This is a genomic window from Pseudomonas sp., from assembly GCF_049590575.1.
Classification (GTDB): Bacteria; Pseudomonadota; Gammaproteobacteria; order Pseudomonadales; family Pseudomonadaceae; genus Aquipseudomonas.
In genome coordinates this window covers 1-22,402 of record NZ_JBAWDE010000413.1, presented here as the reverse complement: position 1 = coordinate 22,402, position 22,402 = coordinate 1, and the positions used below count along the sequence as shown (strand labels likewise).

General features: G+C 60.9%; 22 protein-coding genes. 15 read left to right on the top strand and 7 right to left on the bottom strand.

The genetic code is table 11. The features are described from left to right. Positions 1 to 32: 32 nt before the first annotated feature. Positions 33 to 461 carry a DUF4160 domain-containing protein gene (locus tag WBR57_RS29010; protein ID WP_424088794.1) on the top strand — a complete coding sequence of 143 codons (429 nt, stop codon included), beginning with the start codon at positions 33 to 35 and terminating at the stop codon, positions 459 to 461. After that, positions 458 to 925, top strand: a complete 468-nt coding sequence (locus WBR57_RS29005) for a DUF2442 domain-containing protein (RefSeq protein WP_424088792.1) — start codon at positions 458 to 460, stop codon at positions 923 to 925. Before WBR57_RS29010 ends, WBR57_RS29005 begins: the two co-directional genes overlap by 4 nt. On the opposite strand, the gene trmA is transcribed toward WBR57_RS29005, so the two are convergent. Together trmA and WBR57_RS28995 are read right to left on the bottom strand one after the other, a co-directional pair. Further along, entirely contained in the window at positions 908 to 1,987 is a 1,080-nt protein-coding gene (gene trmA, locus WBR57_RS29000; protein WP_424088790.1) for a tRNA (uridine(54)-C5)-methyltransferase TrmA, read from the bottom strand. The genes WBR57_RS29005 and trmA overlap by 18 nt on opposite strands. Beyond that, positions 1,984 to 3,279 (bottom strand): NCS2 family permease, encoded by a 1,296-nt coding sequence (locus WBR57_RS28995; protein ID WP_034100857.1) that lies wholly within the window; start codon positions 3,277 to 3,279, stop codon positions 1,984 to 1,986. The genes trmA and WBR57_RS28995 overlap by 4 nt, the downstream gene beginning before the upstream one ends. 209 nt (positions 3,280 to 3,488) lie before the next feature. On the opposite strand from WBR57_RS28995, the gene WBR57_RS28990 reads away from it, so the two are divergent. From WBR57_RS28990 to WBR57_RS28975, 4 genes are all read left to right on the top strand, one after another. After that, the gene (locus tag WBR57_RS28990) at positions 3,489 to 3,935 is read left to right on the top strand and encodes a DUF4879 domain-containing protein (RefSeq protein WP_424088788.1); all 447 of its coding nucleotides are present in this window, start codon (positions 3,489 to 3,491) and stop codon (positions 3,933 to 3,935) included. A gap of 96 nt (positions 3,936 to 4,031) precedes the next feature. Next, entirely contained in the window at positions 4,032 to 4,556 is a 525-nt protein-coding gene (locus tag WBR57_RS28985) for a (2Fe-2S)-binding protein (RefSeq protein ID WP_424088786.1), read from the top strand. Then, positions 4,553 to 5,542, top strand: coding sequence for an FAD binding domain-containing protein (locus WBR57_RS28980; RefSeq protein WP_424088784.1), 990 nt, complete (start codon positions 4,553 to 4,555; stop codon positions 5,540 to 5,542). The genes WBR57_RS28985 and WBR57_RS28980 overlap by 4 nt, the downstream gene beginning before the upstream one ends. After that, positions 5,539 to 7,722, top strand: a complete 2,184-nt coding sequence (locus tag WBR57_RS28975; RefSeq protein ID WP_424088781.1) for a xanthine dehydrogenase family protein molybdopterin-binding subunit — start codon at positions 5,539 to 5,541, stop codon at positions 7,720 to 7,722. Before WBR57_RS28980 ends, WBR57_RS28975 begins: the two co-directional genes overlap by 4 nt. Positions 7,723 to 7,784: 62 nt before the next feature. Here the strand turns inward: WBR57_RS28975 and WBR57_RS28970 are convergent, their stop codons facing one another. Next, positions 7,785 to 9,035 carry an MFS transporter gene (locus WBR57_RS28970; RefSeq protein ID WP_424088779.1) on the bottom strand — a complete coding sequence of 417 codons (1,251 nt, stop codon included), beginning with the start codon at positions 9,033 to 9,035 and terminating at the stop codon, positions 7,785 to 7,787. Between the two features lie 317 nt (positions 9,036 to 9,352). Here WBR57_RS28970 and WBR57_RS28965 point away from each other — a divergent pair, with 317 nt between their 5' ends. Genes WBR57_RS28965 through WBR57_RS28955 form a run of 3 tightly spaced genes read left to right on the top strand, consistent with a single transcriptional unit; the run spans position 9,353 to position 11,981 of the window. Beyond that, entirely contained in the window at positions 9,353 to 10,792 is a 1,440-nt protein-coding gene (locus WBR57_RS28965; protein WP_424088778.1) for a cytochrome ubiquinol oxidase subunit I, read from the top strand. Between the two features lies 1 nt (position 10,793). Then, positions 10,794 to 11,801 (top strand): cytochrome d ubiquinol oxidase subunit II, encoded by a 1,008-nt coding sequence (gene cydB / locus WBR57_RS28960; RefSeq protein ID WP_424088776.1) that lies wholly within the window; start codon positions 10,794 to 10,796, stop codon positions 11,799 to 11,801. A 12-nt stretch (positions 11,802 to 11,813) separates the two neighbouring features. Next, on the top strand, positions 11,814 to 11,981 hold the full coding sequence (locus tag WBR57_RS28955) for a DUF2474 domain-containing protein (protein ID WP_078050269.1): 168 nt from the start codon (positions 11,814 to 11,816) through the stop codon (positions 11,979 to 11,981). A 66-nt stretch (positions 11,982 to 12,047) separates the two neighbouring features. On the opposite strand, the gene WBR57_RS28950 is transcribed toward WBR57_RS28955, so the two are convergent. Then, entirely contained in the window at positions 12,048 to 13,172 is a 1,125-nt protein-coding gene (locus tag WBR57_RS28950; RefSeq protein WP_424088773.1) for a methyltransferase, read from the bottom strand. A 159-nt stretch (positions 13,173 to 13,331) separates the two neighbouring features. After that, the gene (locus WBR57_RS28945) at positions 13,332 to 14,042 is read right to left on the bottom strand and encodes a helix-turn-helix transcriptional regulator (protein ID WP_424088771.1); all 711 of its coding nucleotides are present in this window, start codon (positions 14,040 to 14,042) and stop codon (positions 13,332 to 13,334) included. A 382-nt stretch (positions 14,043 to 14,424) separates the two neighbouring features. On the opposite strand from WBR57_RS28945, the gene WBR57_RS28940 reads away from it, so the two are divergent. After that, a complete protein-coding gene (locus WBR57_RS28940; RefSeq protein ID WP_424088769.1) occupies positions 14,425 to 15,201 on the top strand; it encodes a ferredoxin--NADP reductase in 777 nt (258 codons plus the stop codon). Positions 15,202 to 15,248: 47 nt separating this feature from the next. Here WBR57_RS28940 and mscL read toward each other — a convergent pair whose 3' ends face one another. After that, positions 15,249 to 15,665 (bottom strand): large-conductance mechanosensitive channel protein MscL, encoded by a 417-nt coding sequence (gene mscL, locus WBR57_RS28935; RefSeq protein ID WP_424088765.1) that lies wholly within the window; start codon positions 15,663 to 15,665, stop codon positions 15,249 to 15,251. A 287-nt stretch (positions 15,666 to 15,952) separates the two neighbouring features. On the opposite strand from mscL, the gene katB reads away from it, so the two are divergent. From katB to radA, 3 genes are read left to right on the top strand one after another with little or no spacing between them, the layout of a single operon-like run. Beyond that, positions 15,953 to 17,494 carry a catalase KatB gene (gene katB / locus WBR57_RS28930; protein ID WP_424088763.1) on the top strand — a complete coding sequence of 514 codons (1,542 nt, stop codon included), beginning with the start codon at positions 15,953 to 15,955 and terminating at the stop codon, positions 17,492 to 17,494. A gap of 58 nt (positions 17,495 to 17,552) precedes the next feature. Next, positions 17,553 to 18,092 (top strand): ankyrin repeat domain-containing protein, encoded by a 540-nt coding sequence (locus tag WBR57_RS28925; protein WP_424088761.1) that lies wholly within the window; start codon positions 17,553 to 17,555, stop codon positions 18,090 to 18,092. A 35-nt stretch (positions 18,093 to 18,127) separates the two neighbouring features. Further along, a complete protein-coding gene (gene radA, locus WBR57_RS28920; protein WP_424088759.1) occupies positions 18,128 to 19,495 on the top strand; it encodes a DNA repair protein RadA in 1,368 nt (455 codons plus the stop codon). On the opposite strand, the gene WBR57_RS28915 is transcribed toward radA, so the two are convergent. Beyond that, entirely contained in the window at positions 19,484 to 19,849 is a 366-nt protein-coding gene (locus WBR57_RS28915; protein WP_424088757.1) for a PilZ domain-containing protein, read from the bottom strand. The two genes, radA and WBR57_RS28915, sit on opposite strands and share 12 nt — an antisense overlap. A gap of 174 nt (positions 19,850 to 20,023) precedes the next feature. On the opposite strand from WBR57_RS28915, the gene WBR57_RS28910 reads away from it, so the two are divergent. Together WBR57_RS28910 and WBR57_RS28905 are read left to right on the top strand one after the other, a co-directional pair. Then, the gene (locus WBR57_RS28910) at positions 20,024 to 22,090 is read left to right on the top strand and encodes a carbon starvation CstA family protein (protein WP_424088755.1); all 2,067 of its coding nucleotides are present in this window, start codon (positions 20,024 to 20,026) and stop codon (positions 22,088 to 22,090) included. Positions 22,091 to 22,105: 15 nt separating this feature from the next. Further along, on the top strand, positions 22,106 to 22,303 hold the full coding sequence (locus tag WBR57_RS28905) for a YbdD/YjiX family protein (protein ID WP_003176208.1): 198 nt from the start codon (positions 22,106 to 22,108) through the stop codon (positions 22,301 to 22,303). Positions 22,304 to 22,402: the final 99 nt, after the last annotated feature.

Sequence of the window (22,402 nt, the reverse complement as noted above, 5' to 3'; positions counted from 1 at the left end):
TTGGCGGAAAATAACCTAACGGATGGGTTACGATGAAAGTAGGTGCTTATAAAGGCTATGTGATCTCGGTATTTCTCAGGGATGAGCATTGCCCGCCCCACGTGCATGTCAGGGGCAAGGAATGGGACGCGCGCTTTCGTTTCAGTTTTCTGGATGGGGATGTGGAGTTGTGGGATGTGGACCCCGAACGGAGTCGGCCGCCCATAAGGGTCCTGAACCAAATACGCGGGGCAATCATGCAGCGGCACTACTTGGCGCGGGCACGCAGGATCTGGTGGGAAAAGCTGCAAACGGTTTGCCTGGAGAATCACTCCTGGGATTGGGACGCTGGCGAATTGGTTCCAGGGTTGGTCATTCGACGTGGTGTGTATGTCATCGCCAGCGCCCGGCACGATGCCGTGGAGCAGCGGACAATTTTGAATCTGATAAGAGCGCCAGATTGCGTGGGGATTAATTTATGAAAGTCATAAAAGCCAAAGCGGTGCCCTATAAACCGCTCACTGCGGCTGATGTTGATAAGGCAATAGTCCGAGGGCGCAAGTTAAAGCGTCTGTACGCCAACGCCAGCAACGTGCGTTATGAAAACGACAGCATTTCCATTGGTTTCAGCGACGGCAGCCGCGTTGTGCTGCCAGTGGCCGGCCTGCCGGAGTTCGAAGGGTTTTCCCAGGAAGATTTTGAGCAACTGGAAGTCGGCTTTGGCGGTAAGGCACTTTGCTGTGAGGCCCGCGACCTGGAGGTATCCATTACCGGCCTGATAGCCACGAGCCAAGCCCTGATGGACCTGGCCACGAGCCTGGTGGCGTCGCGCAACGGTCGCAGAAGCAGCGCCGCCAAAACCGCGGCCGCCCGAGCCAATGGCAAGAAGGGCGGGCGGCCACGCAAGAAGGAACCCGAGGACGTCGAATTACCGCCGGGTCAATAACACCCCGGACTCCATATGGTGCGTCCACGGGAACTGGTCAAACATCGCACACTGGGTGATGCGGTGCGTGTCATGCAGTTGCGCAATGTTCGCAGCCAGGGTCTCAGGGTTGCAGGAAATGTACAGGATCGTGTCAAAGCGCCGGGTCAGCTCGCAGGTGTCCGGGTCCATGCCGGCGCGGGGCGGGTCGACGAACACGCTACCGAATTCGTAGCTTTTCAAATCGATGCCCTGCAGACGGCGGAACGGGCGCACTTCGTTAAGCGCTTCGGTGAGTTCTTCGGCCGACAAGCGCACCAGCGTGACGTTACCCACAGCGTTTTCATCGAGGTTGCTCAGGGCCGCATTCACCGACGTCTTGCTGATCTCGGTAGCCAGCACCTTGCGCACGCGCGTTGCCAGCGGCAGGGTGAAGTTGCCGTTGCCGCAGTACAACTCGAGCAAATCGTCCGGGCGATCGCCCAACGCTTCGTAGGCCCAGTTGAGCATCTTCTGGTTCACCGTGCCGTTGGGCTGGGTAAACGCGCCTTCGGGCTGGCGATAGCTGAAGGTACGGCCGCCAACGTCGAGCTTTTCCACCACATAGTCATGGCCGATCACATCGCGCTTGCCCTTGGAGCGGCCAATAATGCTGACATTCAAGTCGGCAGCCAGCTTGTTCGCGGCCGTGTGCCAATGCTCATCCAGCGGGCGGTGATAGCACAGGGTAATCATCGCGTCGCCGGCCAGGGTGGTCAGGAACTCCACCTGGAACAGCTTGTGGCTCAGGGCGGCGCTGGCTTGCCAGGCGGCCTTGAGTTGCGGCATCAACTGGTTGATGCGCTGGCTGGCGATGGGGAACTCTTCGATCAGGATCGGCGTGCGCTTGTCGTCCTGGGAGAACATCGCGTAGTGGCGTTCACCGCCTTCACGCCACAGGCGGAACTCCGCCCGCAGGCGGAAGTTCTGCAGCGGCGAATCGAAGACCTGCGGCTCGGGTGCGTCGAACGGTGCCAGCAGGTCACGCAAGCGCGTGACCTTGTCTTGCAGTTGAGCGGTGTAGCGTGCGGCATCAAAAGTCATGCGTTGAACCAGCCCAGCTTGATCACGAACAGAATCGACAGGATCACCAGTGCCGGGTTCAGCTCACGGTAGCGGCCCGAAAGCAGCTTGATGGCGGTCCAGGCGATGAAACCGAAGGCGATGCCGTTGGCGATGGAGTAAGTGAAAGGCATCGCCAGGGCGGTGATCACCACCGGCGCTGCAACCGTGATGTCATCCCAGTCGATTTCGGCCAGGCCCGAGGTCATCAGCACCGCCACGAACAGCAGCGCCGGCGCGGTGGCGAAGGCAGGAACGCTGGCGGCCAGTGGCGAGAAAAACAGCGCCAGCAGGAACAGGATCGCGACCACGATGGCGGTCAAACCGGTACGGCCACCGGCGCTTACGCCCGCAGCGGATTCGATGTAACTGGTGGTGGTCGAGGTGCCCAGCAGCGAACCGGCCATGGCGGCGGTGCTGTCGGCGATCAGCGCACGGCCCATTTTCGGCATGTGGCCGTCCTTGCCCATCAGGCCGGCCCGCTTGGCCACGCCGATCAGGGTGCCGGAGTTGTCGAACAGGTCCACGAACAGAAACGCGAAGATCACGCTGACCAGGCCGATATCCAGCGCGCCTTTGATATCCAGCTGCAGGAACGTCGGGGCCAGGGACGGCGGCATCGAAGTTACGCCGCCGAACGGCGTGAAGCCCATGACGATCGACACGATGGTCACCGCCAGGATGCCGATCAGCACCGCACCGCGCACGGCCAGGGCTTCCAGCGCAACGATCAGCGCGAAACCGAGGGTGGCGAGAATGGGAGCCGGTTGTTTCAAGTCGCCCAGGCCGACCATGGTGGCCGGGTTGCTGACCACGATGCCGGCGTTGTGCAGGGCGATAAGCGCCAGGAACAGGCCGATACCGGCGGCAATCGCCGAACGCAGGGGCAGGGGAATGCTGTTGATGATCCACTCACGGATGCGGAAGATCGACAGCAGGAAGAACAGCACCGCCGAAATGAACACCGCACCCAGCGCCACTTGCCAGGTGTGGCCCATGTGCAGCACCACGGTGTAGGTAAAGAAGGCATTCAGGCCCATGCCCGGCGCCAGGGCGATCGGGTAGTTGGCGATCAGGCCCATCACGGTCGAACCGATGGCGGCCGCCAGGCAGGTCGCGACGAATACCGCGCCCTTGTCCATGCCGGTCTCGCCGAGGATGCTCGGGTTCACGAACAGAATGTAGGCCATCGCCAGAAAGGTGGTGATACCCGCGAGAATCTCGGTGCGCACATTGGTGTTGTGTGCCTTGAGTTGAAACAGCTTTTCCAGCATGCCGGCTCCCTGTGACGCGAGTGTGCGTCGTTATTTGTTGACCTCTAAGTCAAAGCACAAACTGCGCCAAGCGCCTGTGGTTTCAGAGAGGATCGGAAAAAGCGGCGCATCATACCAGCAGCCGAGGCCGTGTGGCGCATAGGCTGCGTATTCTCAAAAGTGGCCTTGAGGCATACTGCGCCGACGTTTAATCCAGGGTCATTGCCAGCATGAAAAAAGCCAACGCGTGGAGTCTAGCTCTGATCCCCTGTATCGGCCTGTGGCTCGGCGCGGCACCGGCGTGGGGCGCGACTGCACCGGCCTTGAGCGAAGTGCGCGTGTTCAAGGTCGAATCGGCCCGCTGCGCTGAAACCATCCCGGAGCGCGCGCAAGGCACGCAGATGTGCACGCACCGTGGGCCGACCAAGGTGTCGGTGATGGAAGTCGGCCTGGGCAACAACCCCATGGGCCGCTTCAATGGCGCCGAGTTGAACGGCACGCGCACCCCGGTGTGCCAGGTCGGCAACGTCAGCGAGGCCTGCAATGGCGCGGGGACCTTGATGGGCTACATCTATGTGTTCGACCTGAATGTCGAAGCCCAAGGCTGGTTCGAATACAGCAATACCTCGATCAACGCCCCGCGAAACACCCTGAAAACCCTGCTGAATATCCGCTGATCAATCACCTTGAACGCTGGACACCTCGCAAAGTCGTACCCCTGAGACGGCGATTTTCCTGAACGCCGCGGATGTAGACCAACCCGTGAGGTGTTTATGAGCGCGACCCCCAATGGCGCGGCGGCCCAGCCGTTCGTCAGCCACTCCATACGCCTGAGCCTCAACGGCCAGGACCGCCAACTGGACGTATTGCCCTGGACCACACTGCTCGACCTGTTGCGCGAGCAACTTGACCTGGTCGGCAGCAAAAAGGGCTGCGACCACGGCCAATGCGGCGCCTGCACCGTATTGCGCGACGGCAAACGGGTGAACGCTTGCCTGACCCTCGCCGTGATGTGCGACGGCGCCGAGCTGACCACCATCGAAGGCCTGGCCGAAGGCGACCAGTTGCACCCGATGCAGCAAGCCTTTATCAAGCACGACGCCTTTCAATGCGGCTACTGCACGCCTGGCCAGATCTGCTCCGCCGTCGGCCTGGCCAACGAAGGCCGCGCCCACGACACCGCGCAGATCCAGGAACTGATGAGCGGCAACCTGTGCCGCTGCGGCGCCTACAGCAATATCCGCGACGCCATCGAAGAAGCGCTGCCGGTATGTCGTGCGCAGGGAGGTGAAAAATGAATCCCTTCCATTACAGCAAGCCTGCGGATGTACAGGAAGCCGTGCACCTGAGCAGCGCCGCGTCGCGCTTTATTGCCGGCGGCACCAACCTGCTGGACCTGATGAAAGAAAACATCAGCCGCCCCGAGCACCTGATCGACATCACCGGCTTGCCGTTGCACGACATTGAAGAAACCGCCTCGGGCGGCCTGCGCATCGGCGCGCTGGTGAGCAACGCCGACCTGGCCTGGCACCCTTTGATCGAAGAGCGCTACCCATTGCTGTCCCAGGCCATTCTGGCCGGTGCCTCGCCGCAGTTGCGCAATATGGCCAGCACCGGCGGCAATTTGCTGCAGCGCACCCGTTGCTACTACTTCTATGATTCCACCGTGCCCTGCAACAAGCGTGAGCCCGGCAGCGGTTGCCCGGCGCGCACCGGATTGAATCGCATCCATGCGATCCTCGGCGCCAGCGAGCAGTGCGTGGCCACCCACCCGTCGGACATGTGCGTGGCCCTGGCTGCGCTGGAGGCGCGGGTGCATGTGCAAGGGCGCGGCGGCGCGCGCGTTATCGAGTTTGCCGACTTCCACCGCCTGCCTGGCGATGCGCCGCAACGCGACAACCAATTGGCCGACGATGAGCTGATCACCGCCATCGAATTGCCCGCCGACCACCTGGCGCGTCACAGCCACTACCTGAAAATTCGCGACCGCGCGTCGTATGCGTTTGCCCTGGTGTCCGTCGCCGCGGCCCTCGAACTGGACGGTGACCGGATCATCGACGCGCGCCTGGCCCTTGGCGGCGTGGCCCACAAACCTTGGCGTGACCGCGCGGTAGAAGCCGCGCTGATTGGCCAGGCGGTCAGCCGCGAAACCTTCAGCAACGCCGCCGATGCCTTGCTGCAGGATGCCGAGCCGCTGGAACACAACGGCTTCAAGATCAAGCTGGCGCGCCGCGCAATTATCCGCGCTTTGAGCGACGCCGCTGTTGCAGGAGAACGCCCATGACCGCTATCGGCAAACCCCTTGACCGTGTCGACGGTCTGCTCAAGGTCACCGGCCAGGCGCGTTATGCCGGTGAATTTCCCGAGCAAGGCCTGCTGCACGGCAGCGTGGTGTCCAGCACCATCGCCAAAGGCCGCGTGCTGAGTATCGATGCGTCCAAAGCCCTGGCCCTGCCGGGTGTGGTGATGGTGCTCGACCACCTCAACCGGCCGAAAATCGCCAGCTACGACGATGCCTTCCAGGATGACGATGCCGCAGAGGGCTCGCCTTTTCGCCCGTTGTACAACGACCGCGTGCTCTACAGCGGCCAGCCCCTGGCCCTGGTGATCGCCGACAACCTGGAACTGGCGCGGCATGCCGGGTCCCTGGTCGAAATCGAATACGCGCGCGAAACCTTCGAAACCGACCTGGTCGCCCAACAGGAACAGGCTTATCCGTCACCGCAAACGCCGCCCGCGCCGCGCGGCAACTTCCAGGCCGAATGGGCCGCCGCGGCGGTCAGCCTGGACGTGCACTACAGCACCCCCATCGAGCACCACAACCCGATGGAGCCCCACGCCAGCACCGTGCTGTATCAGCCGGACGGCACCCTGCACATCCACGACAAGACCCAGGGCCCGCAGAACTGCCAGGCCTATGTGCAAAAAGTCTTCGGGCTGGATAAGAGCCAGGTGCGGATCTTCGCCGCGTTCGTCGGCGGCGCCTTCGGCTCCGGCCTGCGTCCGCAGTATCAATTGCCGCTGGCGGTGATGGCGTCCCTGGCGCTCAAGCGCTCGGTGCGCGTCACGCTCACCCGCCAGCAGATGTTCACCTTCGGCTACCGCCCGCGCACCTTGCAACGTTTGCAGATGGGCGCCGCCGCCAATGGTCGCCTGCTGGCACTGGGGCACACCGCTGTAGGCCAGACCTCGCGTTTCGAAGATTTCAGCGAACACGTGGTGGAGTGGAGCGGCATGCTCTATCACTGCGACAACGTGCAATTGACCTACAACCTGGTGCCGCTGGACGTGTTCACGCCGCTGGACATGCGTGCGCCGGGCGCCGCCCTGGGCGTAATCGGCCTGGAGTGCGCGATGGATGAGCTGGCCTGCGCCTTGGGCATGGACCCTGTGCAACTGCGCCTGATCAACTACGCCGAGCGCAACCAGAACGAAGACAAACCCTGGTCGAGCAAGGCCCTGCGCGAGTGCTACAGCGAAGGCGCCGAACGCTTCGGCTGGAGCCAGCGCAACCCGGAGCCGCGCAGCATGCGCGACGGCCGCCAGTTGATCGGTTGGGGCATGGCCGGTGGCGTGTGGGAAGCCATGCAGATGAAAGCCAGCGCCAAGGCGCGCATCGACGCCCAAGGCAAGCTGACGGTCAGCAGCGCCACCACGGATATCGGCACCGGCACTTACACGGTGATGACGCAGATCGCGGCCCAGGCCAGTGGCGTGGCGGTCGAAGACGTGCAGTTCCTGCTCGGTGACTCTTCATTGCCGACCGCGCCGCTGCAGGGCGGCTCGTTTACTGTGTCTTCAGTAGGCACGGCGGTGCAGCAGGCGTGCGAGGCGTTAACGGCCAAATTGCTGACCGTCGCCCGGCAGACTTACCCGGTGTTCAAGGATGCCGAAGACGTACGCTTTGAAGACGGCCAACTGCACACCGGTGACGTGAGTGTGTCATTGGCGCAGTTGGTCAAGGACAGCGGCGAAGACACCCTGGAAGTGCAGGTCGACAGTGAGCCCGACAAGAAGCGCGAAGGGTATGCCACGGCTACGCATTCCGCAGTCTTCGTGGAAGTACGCGTGGATGAAGACCTGGGCACCATCAAGGTCAGCCGTGTGGTCAGTGCGATTGCCGCAGGGCGGGTGGTCAATCCGAAGATGGCACGTAGCCAGATCCTCGGCGGGGTGGTGTGGGGCATCGGCATGGCCCTGCACGAAGAGACCCAGATCGACCATCAGCTCGGGCGCTACATGAACCACAGCCTGGCCGAATACCACATCCCGGTAAACGCCGATATCGGTGAGATTGACGTGCTGTTCGTCGAAGAACATGACGAAATCGTCAACGCCCTGGGCTCCAAGGGCGTGGGTGAAATCGGCATTGTCGGGGTGGCGGCGGCGGTGGCGAATGCGATTCACCATGCCACCGGCAAGCGGGTGCGGGAATTTCCAATCACCCTGGATAAGGTGCTGTAAACCGATCGTCCAATGACTGGAGATCTAAAATGTGAGAGGGGGCTTGCCCCCTCTCACATTGTTTATACGGTAGTTTTTTGCGCGGCTTCTTCCACCGGCACGTGCATGCGGTCGCGGTTGGCCAGGGTCGGGAACAGTTTGATCCAGACCCCGGTCACCACCAGCGTGCCGATCCCGCCCATGACCACGGCGGGCACGGTGCCGAACCAGTGGGCGGTAATGCCGGACTCGAATTCGCCCAGTTGATTCGACGCGCCGATAAACAGGCCGTTGACCGCGCTGACCCGCCCGCGCATCTCATCCGGGGTCTCCAACTGCACGAAGGACGCGCGGATCACCATGCTGATCATGTCCGCCGCGCCCAGCACCACCAACACTGCGAGGGAGAACCAGAACGAGGTCGACAGCCCGAACGCGATGGTGGCCACGCCGAATACCCCCACTGCGGTAAACATCACGCGCCCGACCTTTCGGTCCACCGAGAAGCGCGCCAGCCACAGCGACATCAGCAGCGCCCCCACCGCCGGCGCCGAACGCAGCAAGCCAAGCCCCCACGGCCCAGTCAGCAGAATGTCCTTGGCAAACACCGGCAGCAACGCAGTTGCACCGCCCAACAGCACCGCGAACAGGTCGAGGGAAATCGCCCCGAGGATGTCCGGGCGGCTGCGGATAAAACGAATCCCGGCCAACAGCGAGTCCAGTGTCGCCTTGCCTTTGTTCAGCGGTGTCTGGCGGGCGGGCAGGTTGAGGGTCAGTACGCAGGCAATCAGGTACAGCACCACGGTCGGGCCATACACCCACACACTGCCGAATGCATACAGCAAACCGCCGAGGGCCGGCGCGACGATGGTCGCCAACTGCTGGGCCGACTGCGACGAGGCCACGGCGCGTGGGAACAGTGCACTGGGCACGATGCTCGGCAGCAGGGCCTGGGTGGTGGGCATTTCAAACGAGCGCGCGGCGCCCAGCAGGAAGGCGAGGATAAAGATCATCTCGCGGGTCACATTGCCGGTCAGGCCGCCAATCGCCAACGACAGCGCGATCAGTGCCTGCACGGTCTGGCAGATGGCAGCGACCTTGCGCCGCTCATAGCGGTCGGCCACGTGCCCGGTGTGCAGCATAAACAGCACGCGCGGCACGAACTCCACCAGGCCAACCAACCCCAGGTCCAGCACATTGCCGGTCAGCTGATAGAGGTTCCAGCCAATGGCCACGGTGAGCATCTGGAAGCCGCTGGCAGTGAAGATCCGTGCCAGCCAGAAGGCGATGAAAGGGCGGTGGTGACGCAACAGCAACGCGGGTTCACTAGGCATCGGAAATTCAGGTCAGGGCTGGAGGGAACCGCGAGATTAGCATCAAGCTGTAACAAATAGTTGCGAAGGCTGTGCTGAGGCAACCTGTCACGCGGCAAAAGACCACACAGTTCAATTGCAAAAATGGGACTACTCTTTCAGCAATGCTTGATCCAGATCAAAACCTCCGTGGGGATTGTTCTGGCGGCCGCAAGGCCAGAATCCCTACGTGGTTGGTAAAAAAAGAAACGAATTGAAATTCGCCACACTCCATATCCGTGGGGGCAGTGGGTGCAGGCTCCCGCCAGCAGCCGGTATTACCTGACAGAGGAAGACTTATGTTCGGTTTGGAGGCGCTAGATCTCGCCCGAATTCAATTTGCATTCACCATTTCGTTCCACATCCTGTTCCCGGCGATCACCATCGGCCTGGCCAGTTACCTTGCGGTGCTGGAAGGCTTGTGGCTCAAGACCCACAACGACACCTACCGTGACCTCTACCATTTCTGGTCGAAGATCTTTGCCGTCAACTTCGGCATGGGCGTGGTCTCCGGCCTGGTCATGGCTTACCAGTTCGGCACCAACTGGAGCCGTTTCTCGGACTTCGCCGGTGCCGTCACCGGGCCGTTGCTCACCTATGAGGTGCTCACCGCGTTCTTCCTCGAGGCCGGTTTCCTCGGGGTGATGCTGTTTGGCTGGAACAAGGTGGGGCGCAAGCTGCACTTCTTCTCCACGGTCATGGTGGCCGTCGGTACGTTGATCTCCACCTTCTGGATCCTCGCGTCCAACAGCTGGATGCAGACGCCGCAAGGCTTTGAAATCATCGACGGCCGAGTCATTCCTACCGACTGGCTGGCGGTGATCTTCAACCCGTCGTTCCCCTATCGCCTGATGCACATGGCCACGGCGGCCTTCGTTGCCACCGCGTTCTTCGTCGGTTCTTCGGCGGCCTGGCACTTGCTGCGCGGCAAGGACAACCCGGCGATCCGCACAATGTTGTCGATGGCGATGTGGATGGCCCTGATCGTGGCGCCTATCCAGGCGGTGATCGGTGACTTCCATGGTCTCAACACCCTCAAGCACCAGCCGGCAAAAATCGCCGCAATTGAAGGTCACTGGGAAAATATCGGCAACGAGCCGACGCCGCTGATCCTGTTCGGCTGGCCCGACATGAAAGCCGAAAAGACCAAATACGCGGTCGAGATTCCTTATCTCGGCAGCCTGATCCTGACCCACTCCCTGGACAAGCAAGTGCCGGCGCTCAAGGAGTTCCCGCCTGAGGACCGTCCCAACTCGACCATTGTGTTCTGGTCGTTCCGGGTCATGGTCGGCCTGGGCTTCCTGATGATTTTCACCGGTCTGTTCAGCCTCTGGCTGCGCCGTGGCGACAAGATGTACACGTCCAGGCCGTTCCTGTACCTGGCGCTGTGGATGGGCCCGTCCGGCCTGATCGCAATCCTCGCCGGCTGGTTCACCACCGAAATCGGCCGTCAGCCGTGGGTGGTCTACGGGTTGATGCGCACGGCGGATGCGTCGTCCGGGCATAGCCTGGCGCAGATGACCATTACTCTGGTGTTGTTCGTGGTGGTGTACTTCGCGCTGTTTGGCGCCGGTTTGGGCTACATGATGCGCCTGGTGCGCAAAGGGCCTCAGACCCACGAAGGTTCCGAGCCGACCCACGGTGGCCCTGGCCAGAAACGTACACCGGCCCGCCCGTTGTCGGCCGCCGATGATGGCACCGAAGACGATCACGCCGACATCCAGCACAAGGGGAATTGAGATGGGTATTGATCTTCCGCTGATCTGGGCCGTGATCATCATCTTCGGCATTATGATGTACGTGGTGATGGACGGCTTCGACCTGGGTATCGGCATCCTCTTTCCGTTTATCCCGGGCAAGGTCGACCGTGACGTGATGATGAACACGGTCGCGCCGGTCTGGGACGGCAATGAAACCTGGCTGGTACTCGGCGGCGCGGCGTTGTTCGGCGCGTTTCCGCTGGCCTACTCGGTGGTGCTTTCGGCGCTGTACCTGCCGCTGATATTGATGCTGATCGGGCTGATCTTCCGTGGCGTGGCCTTCGAGTTCCGTTTCAAGGCCAAGGACGACAAGCGTCACCTGTGGGACAAGGCGTTTATTGGCGGTTCCATTGCAGCGACCTTCTTCCAGGGCGTGGCGCTGGGGGCGTTTATCGACGGCATACCGGTGGTGGATCGCCAGTTCGCCGGCGGCTCGCTGGACTGGCTGACGCCATTCACGATGTTCTGCGGTGTGGCGCTGATTGTCGCGTACGCCTTGCTCGGCTGCACCTGGCTGATCATGAAAACCGAAGGCCCGCTGCAGGAGAAGATGCACAACCTGGCGCGGCCCTTGGCTTTCGTGGTACTGGCGGTGATCGGTATCGTCAGCTTGTGGACACCGCTGGCGCACCCGGAAATCGCTTCGCGCTGGTTCACCCTGCCGAACCTGTTCTGGTTCCTGCCCGTGCCGATCCTGGTGCTGGTGACCATGTACGGCTTGTTCCGCGCCGTGGCGCGCCATGCGCACTACACGCCGTTCCTGCTGACGCTGGTGCTGATCTTCCTCGGCTACAGCGGCCTGGGCATCAGCCTGTGGCCGAACATCATCCCGCCGTCCGTGTCGATCTGGGATGCCGCCGCGCCGCCGCAGAGCCAGGGCTTCATGCTGGTGGGCACGCTGTTCATCATCCCGTTCATCCTGGGCTACACCTTCTGGAGCTACTACGTGTTCCGCGGCAAGGTCACCCACGAAGACGGTTATCACTAGGAGGGTCGCAGCATGTCTGGCAAGCCTTCGTTGCACGAGATCGAACAGGCCGAAAAACAGCCGTTGTGGCGGCGCCTTGGGTGGTTGGCGATGATCTGGACCGGCAGTGTGCTGGCCCTGTTTATCGTGGCCAGCCTGATGCGCATGTTCATGAATGCTGCGGGCCTGACCACCCACTGACATCCCAATCCGGGCCTCGCGGCCCGGCTTTTCAGCCCTGCCACTCGCAAGAGCGGCAGGGTTTTTTTATTTGCGCGCTTTGAGAATCACGAATTTCGGCGTGGTGGCGACTTGCTCTACGCCACGGAACAACCGCGCCAGCTTGGTGTGATAACCCAAGTGACGGTTGCCGACTATATACAGCGCGCCGCCGACCACCAGCGCTTCCCGCGCTTGCTGGAACATGCGCCAGGCCAGGAAGTCGCCGACCACCTGTTGTTGGTGGAAGGGCGGGTTGCACAGCACCACGTCCAGCGATTGCGGCGCCTGCCCGGCCAGGCCATCGCCGGCGCGTACGCTGACCTCGCGTTCGCCGAGGGCCGCCTGCCAGTTATCGAGGGCCGATTGCACGGCCATGTAGGACTCGTCCACCAGGGTGTACTGCGCGTCGGGGTTTTGCAGCGCGCTGGCGATGGCCAACACACCGTTGCCGCAACCGAGGTCCGCCACGCGGGCGCTGCCGAGGTTTTTCGGCAGGTGCGGCAGGAATGCGCGGGTGCCAATGTCCAGGCTTTCGCGGCAGAACACGTTGGCATGGTTAAGCAGTTCGATCGCCGGCGTTTCCAGGCTGTAGCGGGTCGGGTAGGGCGAGACTGCCGTGGGGCGATCAGCAACGGTCGCGATCAGCAGCCGGGCTTTTTTGACCGCAAGGGAGGCGTGCATCGGTCCGATATAGCGCTCAAGCAGCTCACCGGCTGCGCGTGGCAGGTGCTTGATCATCGCCCCGGCGATCACTTCCGCGCCCGGCGGCAGTTGGCCCTGCAGGCGGATCAATTGTTCTTCCAGCAATGCCAGGGTCTTGGGGACGCGGATCAGCACCCGGTCGAACGGGCCGCCTCGCACCTGGCTGGCGGGGATGAACGGCACGGCATCAAAGGCTTTGTCGTTGCGCACCAGGTTTTTCTCGAGGCCCTGGGCTGCAAGAAACGAGTCGCCACTGGACGTCACTTGCACCCGGCCCGCGAGGCTGGCTGCCAGGGCGCCGAAGCTATCGTTAAGTACCAGTACACGCGTCTCGGGGCTTGGCTGCTGCTCGGCCAGGTAACTGAGCAGGTACTCATCGGCGGCATCGAACGCTTGCAGCGGATCGTTATGTTGCTCTGGCTGGCGGATCAGATCGAGCTGGGCGAAGGGGCTGTCAAGCAGGGGCATGGCGGGGGAGGCTCTGGGTAATCGATGGGTGTTCGGCAGCGGCCTGCGCGAACGTCTGAGTGAACCACGGGCGGCACCTTGGGGGGCGCTCAACACTCAGAGTTGGTCGTAAATGTTACGTTTTTTCCAGAGGGATTACATGCGCAGTTTCGACGTGGCTTAAAACAACCCGGCTTTGGACGCGCAAAGCACGGCGGCAATCTTGTTGTTGACCCCAAGCTTCTTGAAGCAACTGCAGATATGAAAGCCAACCGTGCGTTCGGACAGGCACAGAATAGTGGCGATATCTGCCGCGGTCTTGCCCATGGCCGACCACTTGAGGATTTCAGTTTCCCGTGGGGTCAGCTTGCTGGCAGGGCTCACGCTGGGTTTACCGGCATATGTCTGCGCGACGACGGCATGCAGTGCGTGGCAGATCCACAGTACATGGCCGGCTTTTTCATACAATTCTTCCGGGCTGACTTCGCCTTTGTCACGGCCCAGGGTCAGCATGCTGAATACGCCCTGGAAATCATGCACGGCTTGGGTCCATCCATGCTGCACGCCGAAGGTTTGGGCTAAGGACCAAAGGTTGGGTGTGTCTTTAAAAGCTTTCTCTTCCCAGACAAGGGGCAGTACGCTTCGCTTGCAGTGTTTAACGACAGGATCAACTTCAAAGAAGTGGCCTTGCGTATAAAGGTTGTTCCATTCATCTGGATAGTTGTTCAGATAGATGGGCTTCGTTTGGTTGTTTGAAAGTTGTGAACTCATCGTAAAGGAACAGTATTGAAAGCCAAGTGCGTAAGTGTGGTTCACAGCCATGTCGAAAAGACTGGTGGTCTCGCTCTCGCCCTCGAGTTTGGGGAGCCTTGTGTTTCGCCAGTTAACCATTGGTAACTCTCCATGCGGTTATCCGTGACGGGGAATACCTCCTCACTCCCGCCGCTTCACGAAAAAAGAGTGTAGGACATGGACTACTTGATTGTGTGAATTCTTAGCACTTGCACAGCGCTGGTAAGCTATTTTTTGGCTGAAAAGTTAGTTAGCTTGCTTAATGTTTCTTGCCGTTTTTTTGTCGTTTTTTAATGGGTTAAAGCGAGTTAAGCGGATTGTTTACATTCCGTTTGAAAGTTTTTTGCCAGCCCTCATAGCGAAATGATTGGAGTGGATGTCAGTGCGCCATCATTCATGTCATGGGATGACACTACAAACCAACAGTGTTTGCGCAGGCGACTTTGGGGGACACTAGGGCACCTGTAGAACGGAGCCCCCCATGACGGCCAGTGTTGAGAAATTTACCCGCCAGACCTTGCTCGACGTCCAATCGCTGACCCCCAGCCTGTTTACGCTGCGCACCACACGTGATCCGGGTTTCCGGTTTACGGCAGGCCAGTTCGTGCGCCTGGGAGTCACCAAGGCGGACGGGAGCACGGTGTGGCGCGCCTATTCCTTGGTCTCCTCACCGTTCGATGAACACCTGGATTTTTTCTCGATTGTCGTCCCCGGTGGTGAGTTCACCAGTGAGTTGAGCCGCCTGCGAGTGGGCGATGAGTTGCTGGTGGAGCGCCAGGCCACCGGGTTCCTGACGTTGAACCGGTTCGTCGATGGCCGCGACTTGTGGCTGTTGGGCACTGGGACCGGGGTGGCGCCGTTTTTGTCGATCCTGCAGGACTTCGAAGTGTGGGAGAAATTCGAGCGCATCATCCTGGTGTACAGCGCGCGGGAAGCCAAGGAGCTGGCCTATCAATCGCTGATCAAGGAATTGGGCGAGCGCGAGTACCTCGCCGAGTACGCACATAAGCTGATCTACATCCCGACCGTCACCCGCGAGCAGCACCCCGGCGCGTTGAACGGCCGCATCACGACGCTGATCGAAAACGGCGAGCTGGAGCGCGCGGCCGGCGCCGAGCTGACCCCCGAACACTCCCGCGTGCTGATTTGCGGTAACCCGCAGATGGTCGATGACACCCGTCAGTTGCTCAAACAGCGCGATATGCAATTGAGCCTGAGCCGACGACCTGGCCAAGTTGCGGTGGAAAATTACTGGTAAACAAAAGGCGCCCCACAGGGCGCCTTTTTTACAAAACCGATGGGGCTTTACAGCGGTTTGTCATTCTGTGCCTTGAGCAGGTCGCGGATCTCGCCCAGCAGTACCTCTTCTTTGGTTGGCACTGGGGGCAGGCTTGGCGCTTTAGCCTCTTCGCGCTTGAGGCGGTTGATCACCTTCACGCCCATGAAGATCGCAAATGCGACGATCAGGAAGTCGACCACACTCTGGATGAACTTGCCGTAGGCCAGCACTACCGCCGGGATATCGCCCTGGGCGGCCTTGAGCGTAATCGCCAGATCACCGAAATCCACACCGCCGATCAGCAGGCCCAGCGGCGGCATCACCACGTCGCCGACAAATGAGGAAACAATTTTGCCGAAGGCGGCGCCAATGATGATGCCGACAGCCATGTCGACCACATTACCTTTGACCGCGAAGGCCTTGAACTCACTGATCACGCTCATAGGTTATTCCTTGTTACAGATAAGAAGGGTGGGACCCAGTGTAAGTCAGTCAAAGCGCAGTCGCCTGACACAACCGTTAACACTGTTAGTTTTTATCGACACATTAAATCGCAAATAGTTTGCAAAGTGCCACCAATCGCGCGCGGAATACGCGCTAAATCAGTGGCTTACCACACTATTTTTTCAATCGGGTTCTTACGGGTTTTCTATTTATCTTCTGGCGCTCGGGTCACTAGCCTCTGGCAAGCACAACTGAATGTGCACTAGAAAAACCAGAGGAAACCTCGATGAAGAACCCAATGAACCGCGGACCGGTACTGGCGCGACATGCGCTGTTACTGGCAACCGCCAGCCTGCTGTCCCTGTCTGTGCAAGCCGCCAACCTGACCCGTGACAACGGTGCCGCCGTGGGCGACAACCAGAACTCGCAGACTGCCGGCGCCAACGGCCCGGTGCTGCTGCAAGACGTGCAACTGATCCAGAAACTGCAGCGCTTTGATCGCGAACGCATCCCCGAGCGCGTGGTGCATGCGCGTGGCACCGGCGCCCACGGCACGTTTACCGTCACCGATAACCTCAGCGACCTGACCAAGGCCAAAGTGTTTGCGGCAGGCGAGGCCACTCCGGTGTTCGTGCGCTTCTCTGCCGTGGTGCACGGCAACCATTCCCCGGAAACCCTGCGTGACCCGCGCGGCTTCGCCACCAAGTTCTACACCGCCGACGGCAACTGGGACTTGGTGGGTAATAACTTCCCGACGTTCTTCATTCGCGATGCAATCAAATTTCCGGACATGGTCCACGCCTTCAAACCGGACCCGCGCACTAACCTCGACGACGACTCACGGCGCTTCGACTTCTTCTCCCATGTTCCCGAGTCCACGCGTACATTGACCGAGTTGTATTCGGACTCCGGCACCCCGGCCAGTTACCGGGAAATGGACGGCAATGGCGTACATGCCTACAAGTTGATCAACGCCAAGGGCGAAGTGCACTACGTCAAGTTCCATTGGAAGAGCCTGCAAGGCATCAAGAACCTCGACCCCAAGCAAGTTACCGAAGTGCAGGGGCGTGACTACAGCCATATGACCAACGACCTGGTCACCCATATCAACAAGGGCGATTTCCCCAAGTGGGACTTGTATGTGCAAGTGCTCAAGCCCGAGGACTTGGCCAAGTTTGATTTCGACCCGCTGGACGCCACCAAGATCTGGCCGAATGTGCCCGAGCGCAAAGTCGGGCAGATGGTGCTGAACCGCAACCCCGCCAACGTCTTCCAGGAAACCGAGCAAGTGGCGATGGCCCCGGCCAACCTGGTGCCAGGCATCGAGCCGTCGGAAGACCGCCTGCTGCAAGGCCGGGTGTTCTCGTACGCCGACACGCAAATGTATCGCCTGGGCGCCAATGCCCTGCAATTGCCAATCAACGCGCCACGGGTCACCGTCAACAATGGTAACCAGGACGGCGCGATGAACACCGGCAAGACTGTCAGCGGCGTGAACTACCAGCCAAGCCGCCTGGAAAACCGTGAAGAGCCGCAAAACGCACGCTACAGCCAGTCGGCGCTGTCGGGCAGCACCCAGCAAGCCAAAATCCAGCGTGAGCAGAACTTCAAGCAGGCCGGCGACCTGTACCGCTCATACAGTCAGAAAGAGCGTCAGGACTTGATCGAAAACTTCGGCGGCTCCCTGGCCACCACCGACGACGAGAGCAAGCACATCATTCTGTCGTTCCTCTACAAGGCCGACCCCGAGTACGGCACTGGCGTGGCCAAAGTCGCCAAGGGTGACCTGGCGCGCGTGAAGGCGCTGGCGGAAAAACTCAGCGACTGACCCGTAGGTTACGGTCGGCGCGCCAACCCGGGCGTCGACCTTTGGCAGGAGAATGACCATGCGAATTTTCATCGGCTTATCAATGGCGATGCTGGCGTTTATCGCCCATGCCGAGTCCCCCGACCCGGTTGCGCTCAAGGCACAACTGCAGGGCTACTACTTCGACGCCGCCCGCCGTGGCGACCTCGATATGCTCAATACCTTTATCGACTCTGGCTACAGCCTTAACACCCAGGACGACAAGGGCTACACCGCGCTGATCCTGGCGGCCTACCACGGTGAAAGCGCCTACGTGGAGCGCTTGCTCGCCGCCGGTGCCGATGCCTGTGTGCAAGACAAACGCGGCAACACTGCGCTGATGGGCGCGATCTTCAAGGGCGAACTGAAAATTGCCCAGCGCCTGCTGGCCACCGACTGCAACCCCGACCAACGCAACGGCGCGGGGCAGACCGCCGCCATGTATGCCGGGCTGTTCAAGCGCGTCGAGCTGCTGGATGAACTGAAAGCCAAGGGCGCCGACCTCAACGCGCAAGACCCGCTCGGCAATAGTGCTTCACGATTGGCCAGTGGTGAAATCCGGACCCCGGCGCCGCGCTGAGCTATCATCGCGGTTTTTCGGTTGGAGGTTCTCAAATGGCAAAGGCCAAGCGCATGTACGGCTGCACAGAGTGCGGCGCGACCTTTCCCAAGTGGGCCGGCCAGTGCAGCGAATGCGGTGCGTGGAACACCCTGACAGAAACCATGATCGAGAGCGGCGGCGCGGCAGCCCCCACCGGCCGCGCCGGCTGGACCGGGCAGCAGGCGCAGATCAAGACCCTGGCCGAAGTCAGCGTCGAAGAGATCCCGCGTTTCTCTACCGCTTCCGGCGAGCTTGATCGCGTTCTGGGCGGCGGGCTGGTGGACGGCTCGGTGGTATTGATCGGCGGCGACCCGGGCATCGGCAAATCGACCATCCTGTTGCAGACCCTGTGCAGCATCGCCAGCCGCATGCCGGCGTTATACGTCACCGGCGAAGAATCCCAGCAGCAGGTGGCCATGCGCGCTCGGCGCCTGGGTTTGCCCCAGGACCAACTGCGGGTCATGACCGAAACCTGCATCGAAAGCATCATCGCCACCGCGCGCGTCGAAAAACCCAAGGTGATGGTGATCGACTCGATCCAGACGATTTTCACCGAACAACTGCAATCGGCGCCGGGCGGCGTATCCCAGGTGCGTGAGAGCGCGGCGCTGCTGGTGCGTTACGCCAAGCAGAGCGGCACGGCGATTTTCCTGGTCGGCCATGTGACCAAAGAGGGCGCCTTGGCCGGGCCGCGTGTGCTGGAGCATATGGTCGACACCGTGTTGTATTTCGAAGGCGAGTCTGATGGTCGCTTGCGCCTGTTGCGGGCGGTGAAAAACCGTTTCGGCGCCGTCAACGAGTTGGGTGTGTTCGCCATGACCGACCGCGGGCTGAAAGAAGTCTCCAACCCATCGGCAATTTTTCTGACGCGCGCCCAAGAAGAAGTCCCTGGCAGTGTGGTGATGGCGACGTGGGAAGGCACCCGGCCGATGCTGGTCGAAGTGCAGGCGCTGGTGGATGACAGCCATCTGGCCAACCCGCGCCGCGTCACCCTCGGGCTGGACCAGAACCGCCTGGCGATGCTGCTGGCGGTTTTGCACCGTCACGGCGGCATTCCGACCCACGACCAGGACGTGTTCCTCAATGTGGTGGGCGGGGTCAAGGTGCTGGAGACGGCGTCCGACCTGGCCTTAATGGCGGCAGTGATGTCCAGCCTGCGCAACAAGCCGCTGCCCCATGACCTGCTGGTATTTGGTGAAGTCGGCCTGTCGGGCGAAGTGCGCCCGGTGCCGAGCGGCCAGGAGCGCCTGAAGGAGGCGGCCAAGCACGGCTTCAAGCGCGCGATCGTGCCCAAGGGCAATGCGCCGAAGGAAATGCCGGCTGGGTTGAAGGTGATTGGCGTCACCCGTCTGGAACAAGCGCTGGATGCACTATTCGAGTAAGGCCCCCAACTCGCGCTGCAGTTCTTGCTCATCCCCAAGATTCAGCTCGATCAGCCGTCGCAAGTGACTGATCGACTCTTGGTCGATGTTCTGGCACACAAACCCCAACTGCCCATGATCGTCATGGGCCAGCTTTACCTGCATTTTTATATGCGCCTCGGGGTCCAGGCGTATATCTACGTCGAACGGCTGTGCACGGTTGCCCTGCCAGTCGTCCGGACGTTCCACCAGTAAACCCTTGAGCGACAGATCGACCAATTGCACCGGCCAATTCCAGCGGTCTTGCGCAATAGTCGTCTTGGCATCAAAGGCAATGCGCCGGAAACGGCGGCGATCTGACGGTTGTTCGCTCATGGTCAAACCCTCTGTAGATAAAGGGATTGTAGCCCTGCGCCACCATTGGGCATTTATTTCGGCTTTTTATGCCCTCGCAAGGCTCTAGACCAACGTAGGGGGGTGGCCTTTGAGGCCAGTAGCGCTAAACTCGGACTGGCTGTCCTTTCTGTCCACCCTGGCTGGAATATAAAAATGAAAAATAATAATAGCCTGCTACGCCACCTACCCTGGCTGGTGCTGGCAATCGTAGGAGCATGCGCCCTGGGCGTAGTGGCCTTGCGCCGCGGCGAGGCGATCAACGCCTTGTGGATTGTGGTCGCTGCTGTGGCCATCTACCTGGTTGCGTACCGTTACTACAGTCTGTTCATCGCTAACAACGTGATGCAACTTGATCCGCTTCGGGCCACCCCCGCAGTGATCAACAACGATGGTCTGGACTATGTGCCGACCAACAAACACATCCTTTTCGGCCACCACTTTGCGGCGATTGCCGGTGCAGGCCCGCTGGTCGGCCCGGTATTGGCCGCGCAGATGGGTTACCTGCCGGGCACGCTGTGGCTGATTGCCGGTGTGGTGCTGGCGGGCGCGGTGCAGGATTTCATGATCCTGTTCCTGTCCACCCGTCGCAACGGCCGTTCCCTGGGGGACATGGTCCGCGAAGAAATGGGCCGCATTCCCGGGACCATCGCGCTGTTTGGCTGCTTCCTGATCATGATCATCATCCTCGCGGTGCTGTCGCTGATCGTGGTCAAGGCCCTGGCCGAAAGCCCGTGGGGCATCTTCACGGTGATGGCGACCATCCCGATCGCGATGTTCATGGGCGTCTACATGCGCTACATCCGCCCGGGCCGCATCGGTGAAATCTCGATCATCGGCGTGTTGTTGCTGCTGGGTTCGATCTGGTTGGGCGGGCAGATTGCCGCTGATCCGGTGTGGGCAAAAGCGTTCACCTTCACCGGGATCCAGATCACCTGGATGCTGGTCGGCTACGGCTTCGTGGCGGCGGTATTGCCGGTGTGGCTGATTCTGGCCCCGCGTGACTACCTGTCTACGTTCCTGAAAATCGGCACCATCATTGCCCTGGCAATCGGCATCCTGATCACCATGCCCGACCTGAAAATGCCGGCATTGACCCAGTTTATCGACGGCACCGGCCCGGTGTGGAAGGGCGGTCTGTTCCCGTTCCTGTTCATCACCATCGCCTGTGGCGCGGTCTCGGGTTTCCACGCGCTGATTTCCTCGGGCACCACGCCCAAGTTGTTGGCCAATGAAGCCCACTCGCGCTACATCGGTTATGGCGGCATGTTGATGGAGTCGTTCGTGGCCATCATGGCCATGGTTGCCGCCTCGGTGATCGAGCCAGGCGTGTACTTCGCCATGAACAGCCCGGCTGCCGTGGTCGGTTCGGACGTGGTGACCGTTGCGCAGACCGTCAGCAGCTGGGGCTTTGCGATTACCCCCGAAGCACTGACTGCGGTGGCCCACGATATTGGTGAAACCACCATCCTGGCGCGTGCCGGCGGCGCGCCGACCCTGGCGGTCGGTATCGCGCAGATCCTGCACAGTGTGCTGCCGGGTGAAAACACCATGGCGTTCTGGTACCACTTTGCGATCCTGTTCGAAGCGCTGTTCATCCTGACCGCCGTTGACGCCGGCACCCGTGCCGGTCGCTTCATGCTCCAGGATCTGCTCGGCTCCTTCGTCCCGGCGCTCAAGCGCACCGAGTCCTGGACCGCCAACCTGATCGCCACCGCAGGCTGCGTGGCGATGTGGGGCTACTTGCTGTACCAGGGTGTAATCGACCCACTGGGCGGCATCAACACCTTGTGGCCGCTGTTCGGCATCTCCAACCAGATGCTGGCCGGTATCGCGCTGATGCTCGCCACGGTTGTGCTGATCAAAATGAAACGCCAGCGCTACATCTGGGTGACGATGCTGCCGGCGGTCTGGTTGCTGATCTGCACCGTGACCGCAGGCTTCATCAAGCTGTTCGACGCGAACCCGGCGATTGGCTTCCTGTCGCTGGCCAAGAAATACAGCGATGCGTTGGCCAACGGGCAGATCCTTGCTCCGGCGAAGAGCATCGACCAGATGCAGCATGTAATCTGGAACGCCTATACCAACGCGACATTGACCGTACTGTTCCTGTTCGTGGTCTTCAGCATCCTGTTCTATGCGCTCAAGGTCGGCGTCGCCGCCTGGGGCAACAAGGAACGTACGGATAAAGAAGCCCCGTTCCAGGCCATCCCGGACGCGTAATAGAGGGTTGCAAGCATGTTCAATGACATCAGTCGCCTCGGTAAATACCTCGGTCAGGCCGCACGCCTGATGGTCGGCATGCCCGACTACGATACGTACGTCGAGCATATGCAAACCAAGCACCCGGACAAACCGATGATGGACTACAAGGCGTTCTTCCGGGAACGCCAGGAAGCCCGTTACGGTGGCAAGGGTGGGCCCAAGTGCTGCTGACCCGGTATTCGGGCTGGCGGTGATTTAGTGTGGGAGCGGGCTTGCTCGCGAAGGCGGTTTGTCAGTTGACGCATATGTTGACTGATGCACCGCCTTCGC

Bases quoted from the DNA above. Each gene is read 5' to 3' on its own strand.
- WBR57_RS29010 (WP_424088794.1), top strand. From the start codon at position 33: ATGAAAGTAGGTGCTTATAAAGGCTATGTGATCTCGGTATTTCTCAGG.
- WBR57_RS29005 (WP_424088792.1), top strand. From the start codon at position 458: ATGAAAGTCATAAAAGCCAAAGCGGTGCCCTATAAACCGCTCACTGCG.
- trmA (WP_424088790.1), bottom strand. From the start codon at position 1,987: ATGACTTTTGATGCCGCACGCTACACCGCTCAACTGCAAGACAAGGTC.
- WBR57_RS28995 (WP_034100857.1), bottom strand. From the start codon at position 3,279: ATGCTGGAAAAGCTGTTTCAACTCAAGGCACACAACACCAATGTGCGC.
- WBR57_RS28990 (WP_424088788.1), top strand. From the start codon at position 3,489: ATGAAAAAAGCCAACGCGTGGAGTCTAGCTCTGATCCCCTGTATCGGC.
- WBR57_RS28985 (WP_424088786.1), top strand. From the start codon at position 4,032: ATGAGCGCGACCCCCAATGGCGCGGCGGCCCAGCCGTTCGTCAGCCAC.
- WBR57_RS28980 (WP_424088784.1), top strand. From the start codon at position 4,553: ATGAATCCCTTCCATTACAGCAAGCCTGCGGATGTACAGGAAGCCGTG.
- WBR57_RS28975 (WP_424088781.1), top strand. From the start codon at position 5,539: ATGACCGCTATCGGCAAACCCCTTGACCGTGTCGACGGTCTGCTCAAG.
- WBR57_RS28970 (WP_424088779.1), bottom strand. From the start codon at position 9,035: ATGCCTAGTGAACCCGCGTTGCTGTTGCGTCACCACCGCCCTTTCATC.
- WBR57_RS28965 (WP_424088778.1), top strand. From the start codon at position 9,353: ATGTTCGGTTTGGAGGCGCTAGATCTCGCCCGAATTCAATTTGCATTC.
- cydB (WP_424088776.1), top strand. From the start codon at position 10,794: ATGGGTATTGATCTTCCGCTGATCTGGGCCGTGATCATCATCTTCGGC.
- WBR57_RS28955 (WP_078050269.1), top strand. From the start codon at position 11,814: ATGTCTGGCAAGCCTTCGTTGCACGAGATCGAACAGGCCGAAAAACAG.
- WBR57_RS28950 (WP_424088773.1), bottom strand. From the start codon at position 13,172: ATGCCCCTGCTTGACAGCCCCTTCGCCCAGCTCGATCTGATCCGCCAG.
- WBR57_RS28945 (WP_424088771.1), bottom strand. From the start codon at position 14,042: ATGGTTAACTGGCGAAACACAAGGCTCCCCAAACTCGAGGGCGAGAGC.
- WBR57_RS28940 (WP_424088769.1), top strand. From the start codon at position 14,425: ATGACGGCCAGTGTTGAGAAATTTACCCGCCAGACCTTGCTCGACGTC.
- mscL (WP_424088765.1), bottom strand. From the start codon at position 15,665: ATGAGCGTGATCAGTGAGTTCAAGGCCTTCGCGGTCAAAGGTAATGTG.
- katB (WP_424088763.1), top strand. From the start codon at position 15,953: ATGAAGAACCCAATGAACCGCGGACCGGTACTGGCGCGACATGCGCTG.
- WBR57_RS28925 (WP_424088761.1), top strand. From the start codon at position 17,553: ATGCGAATTTTCATCGGCTTATCAATGGCGATGCTGGCGTTTATCGCC.
- radA (WP_424088759.1), top strand. From the start codon at position 18,128: ATGGCAAAGGCCAAGCGCATGTACGGCTGCACAGAGTGCGGCGCGACC.
- WBR57_RS28915 (WP_424088757.1), bottom strand. From the start codon at position 19,849: ATGAGCGAACAACCGTCAGATCGCCGCCGTTTCCGGCGCATTGCCTTT.
- WBR57_RS28910 (WP_424088755.1), top strand. From the start codon at position 20,024: ATGAAAAATAATAATAGCCTGCTACGCCACCTACCCTGGCTGGTGCTG.
- WBR57_RS28905 (WP_003176208.1), top strand. From the start codon at position 22,106: ATGTTCAATGACATCAGTCGCCTCGGTAAATACCTCGGTCAGGCCGCA.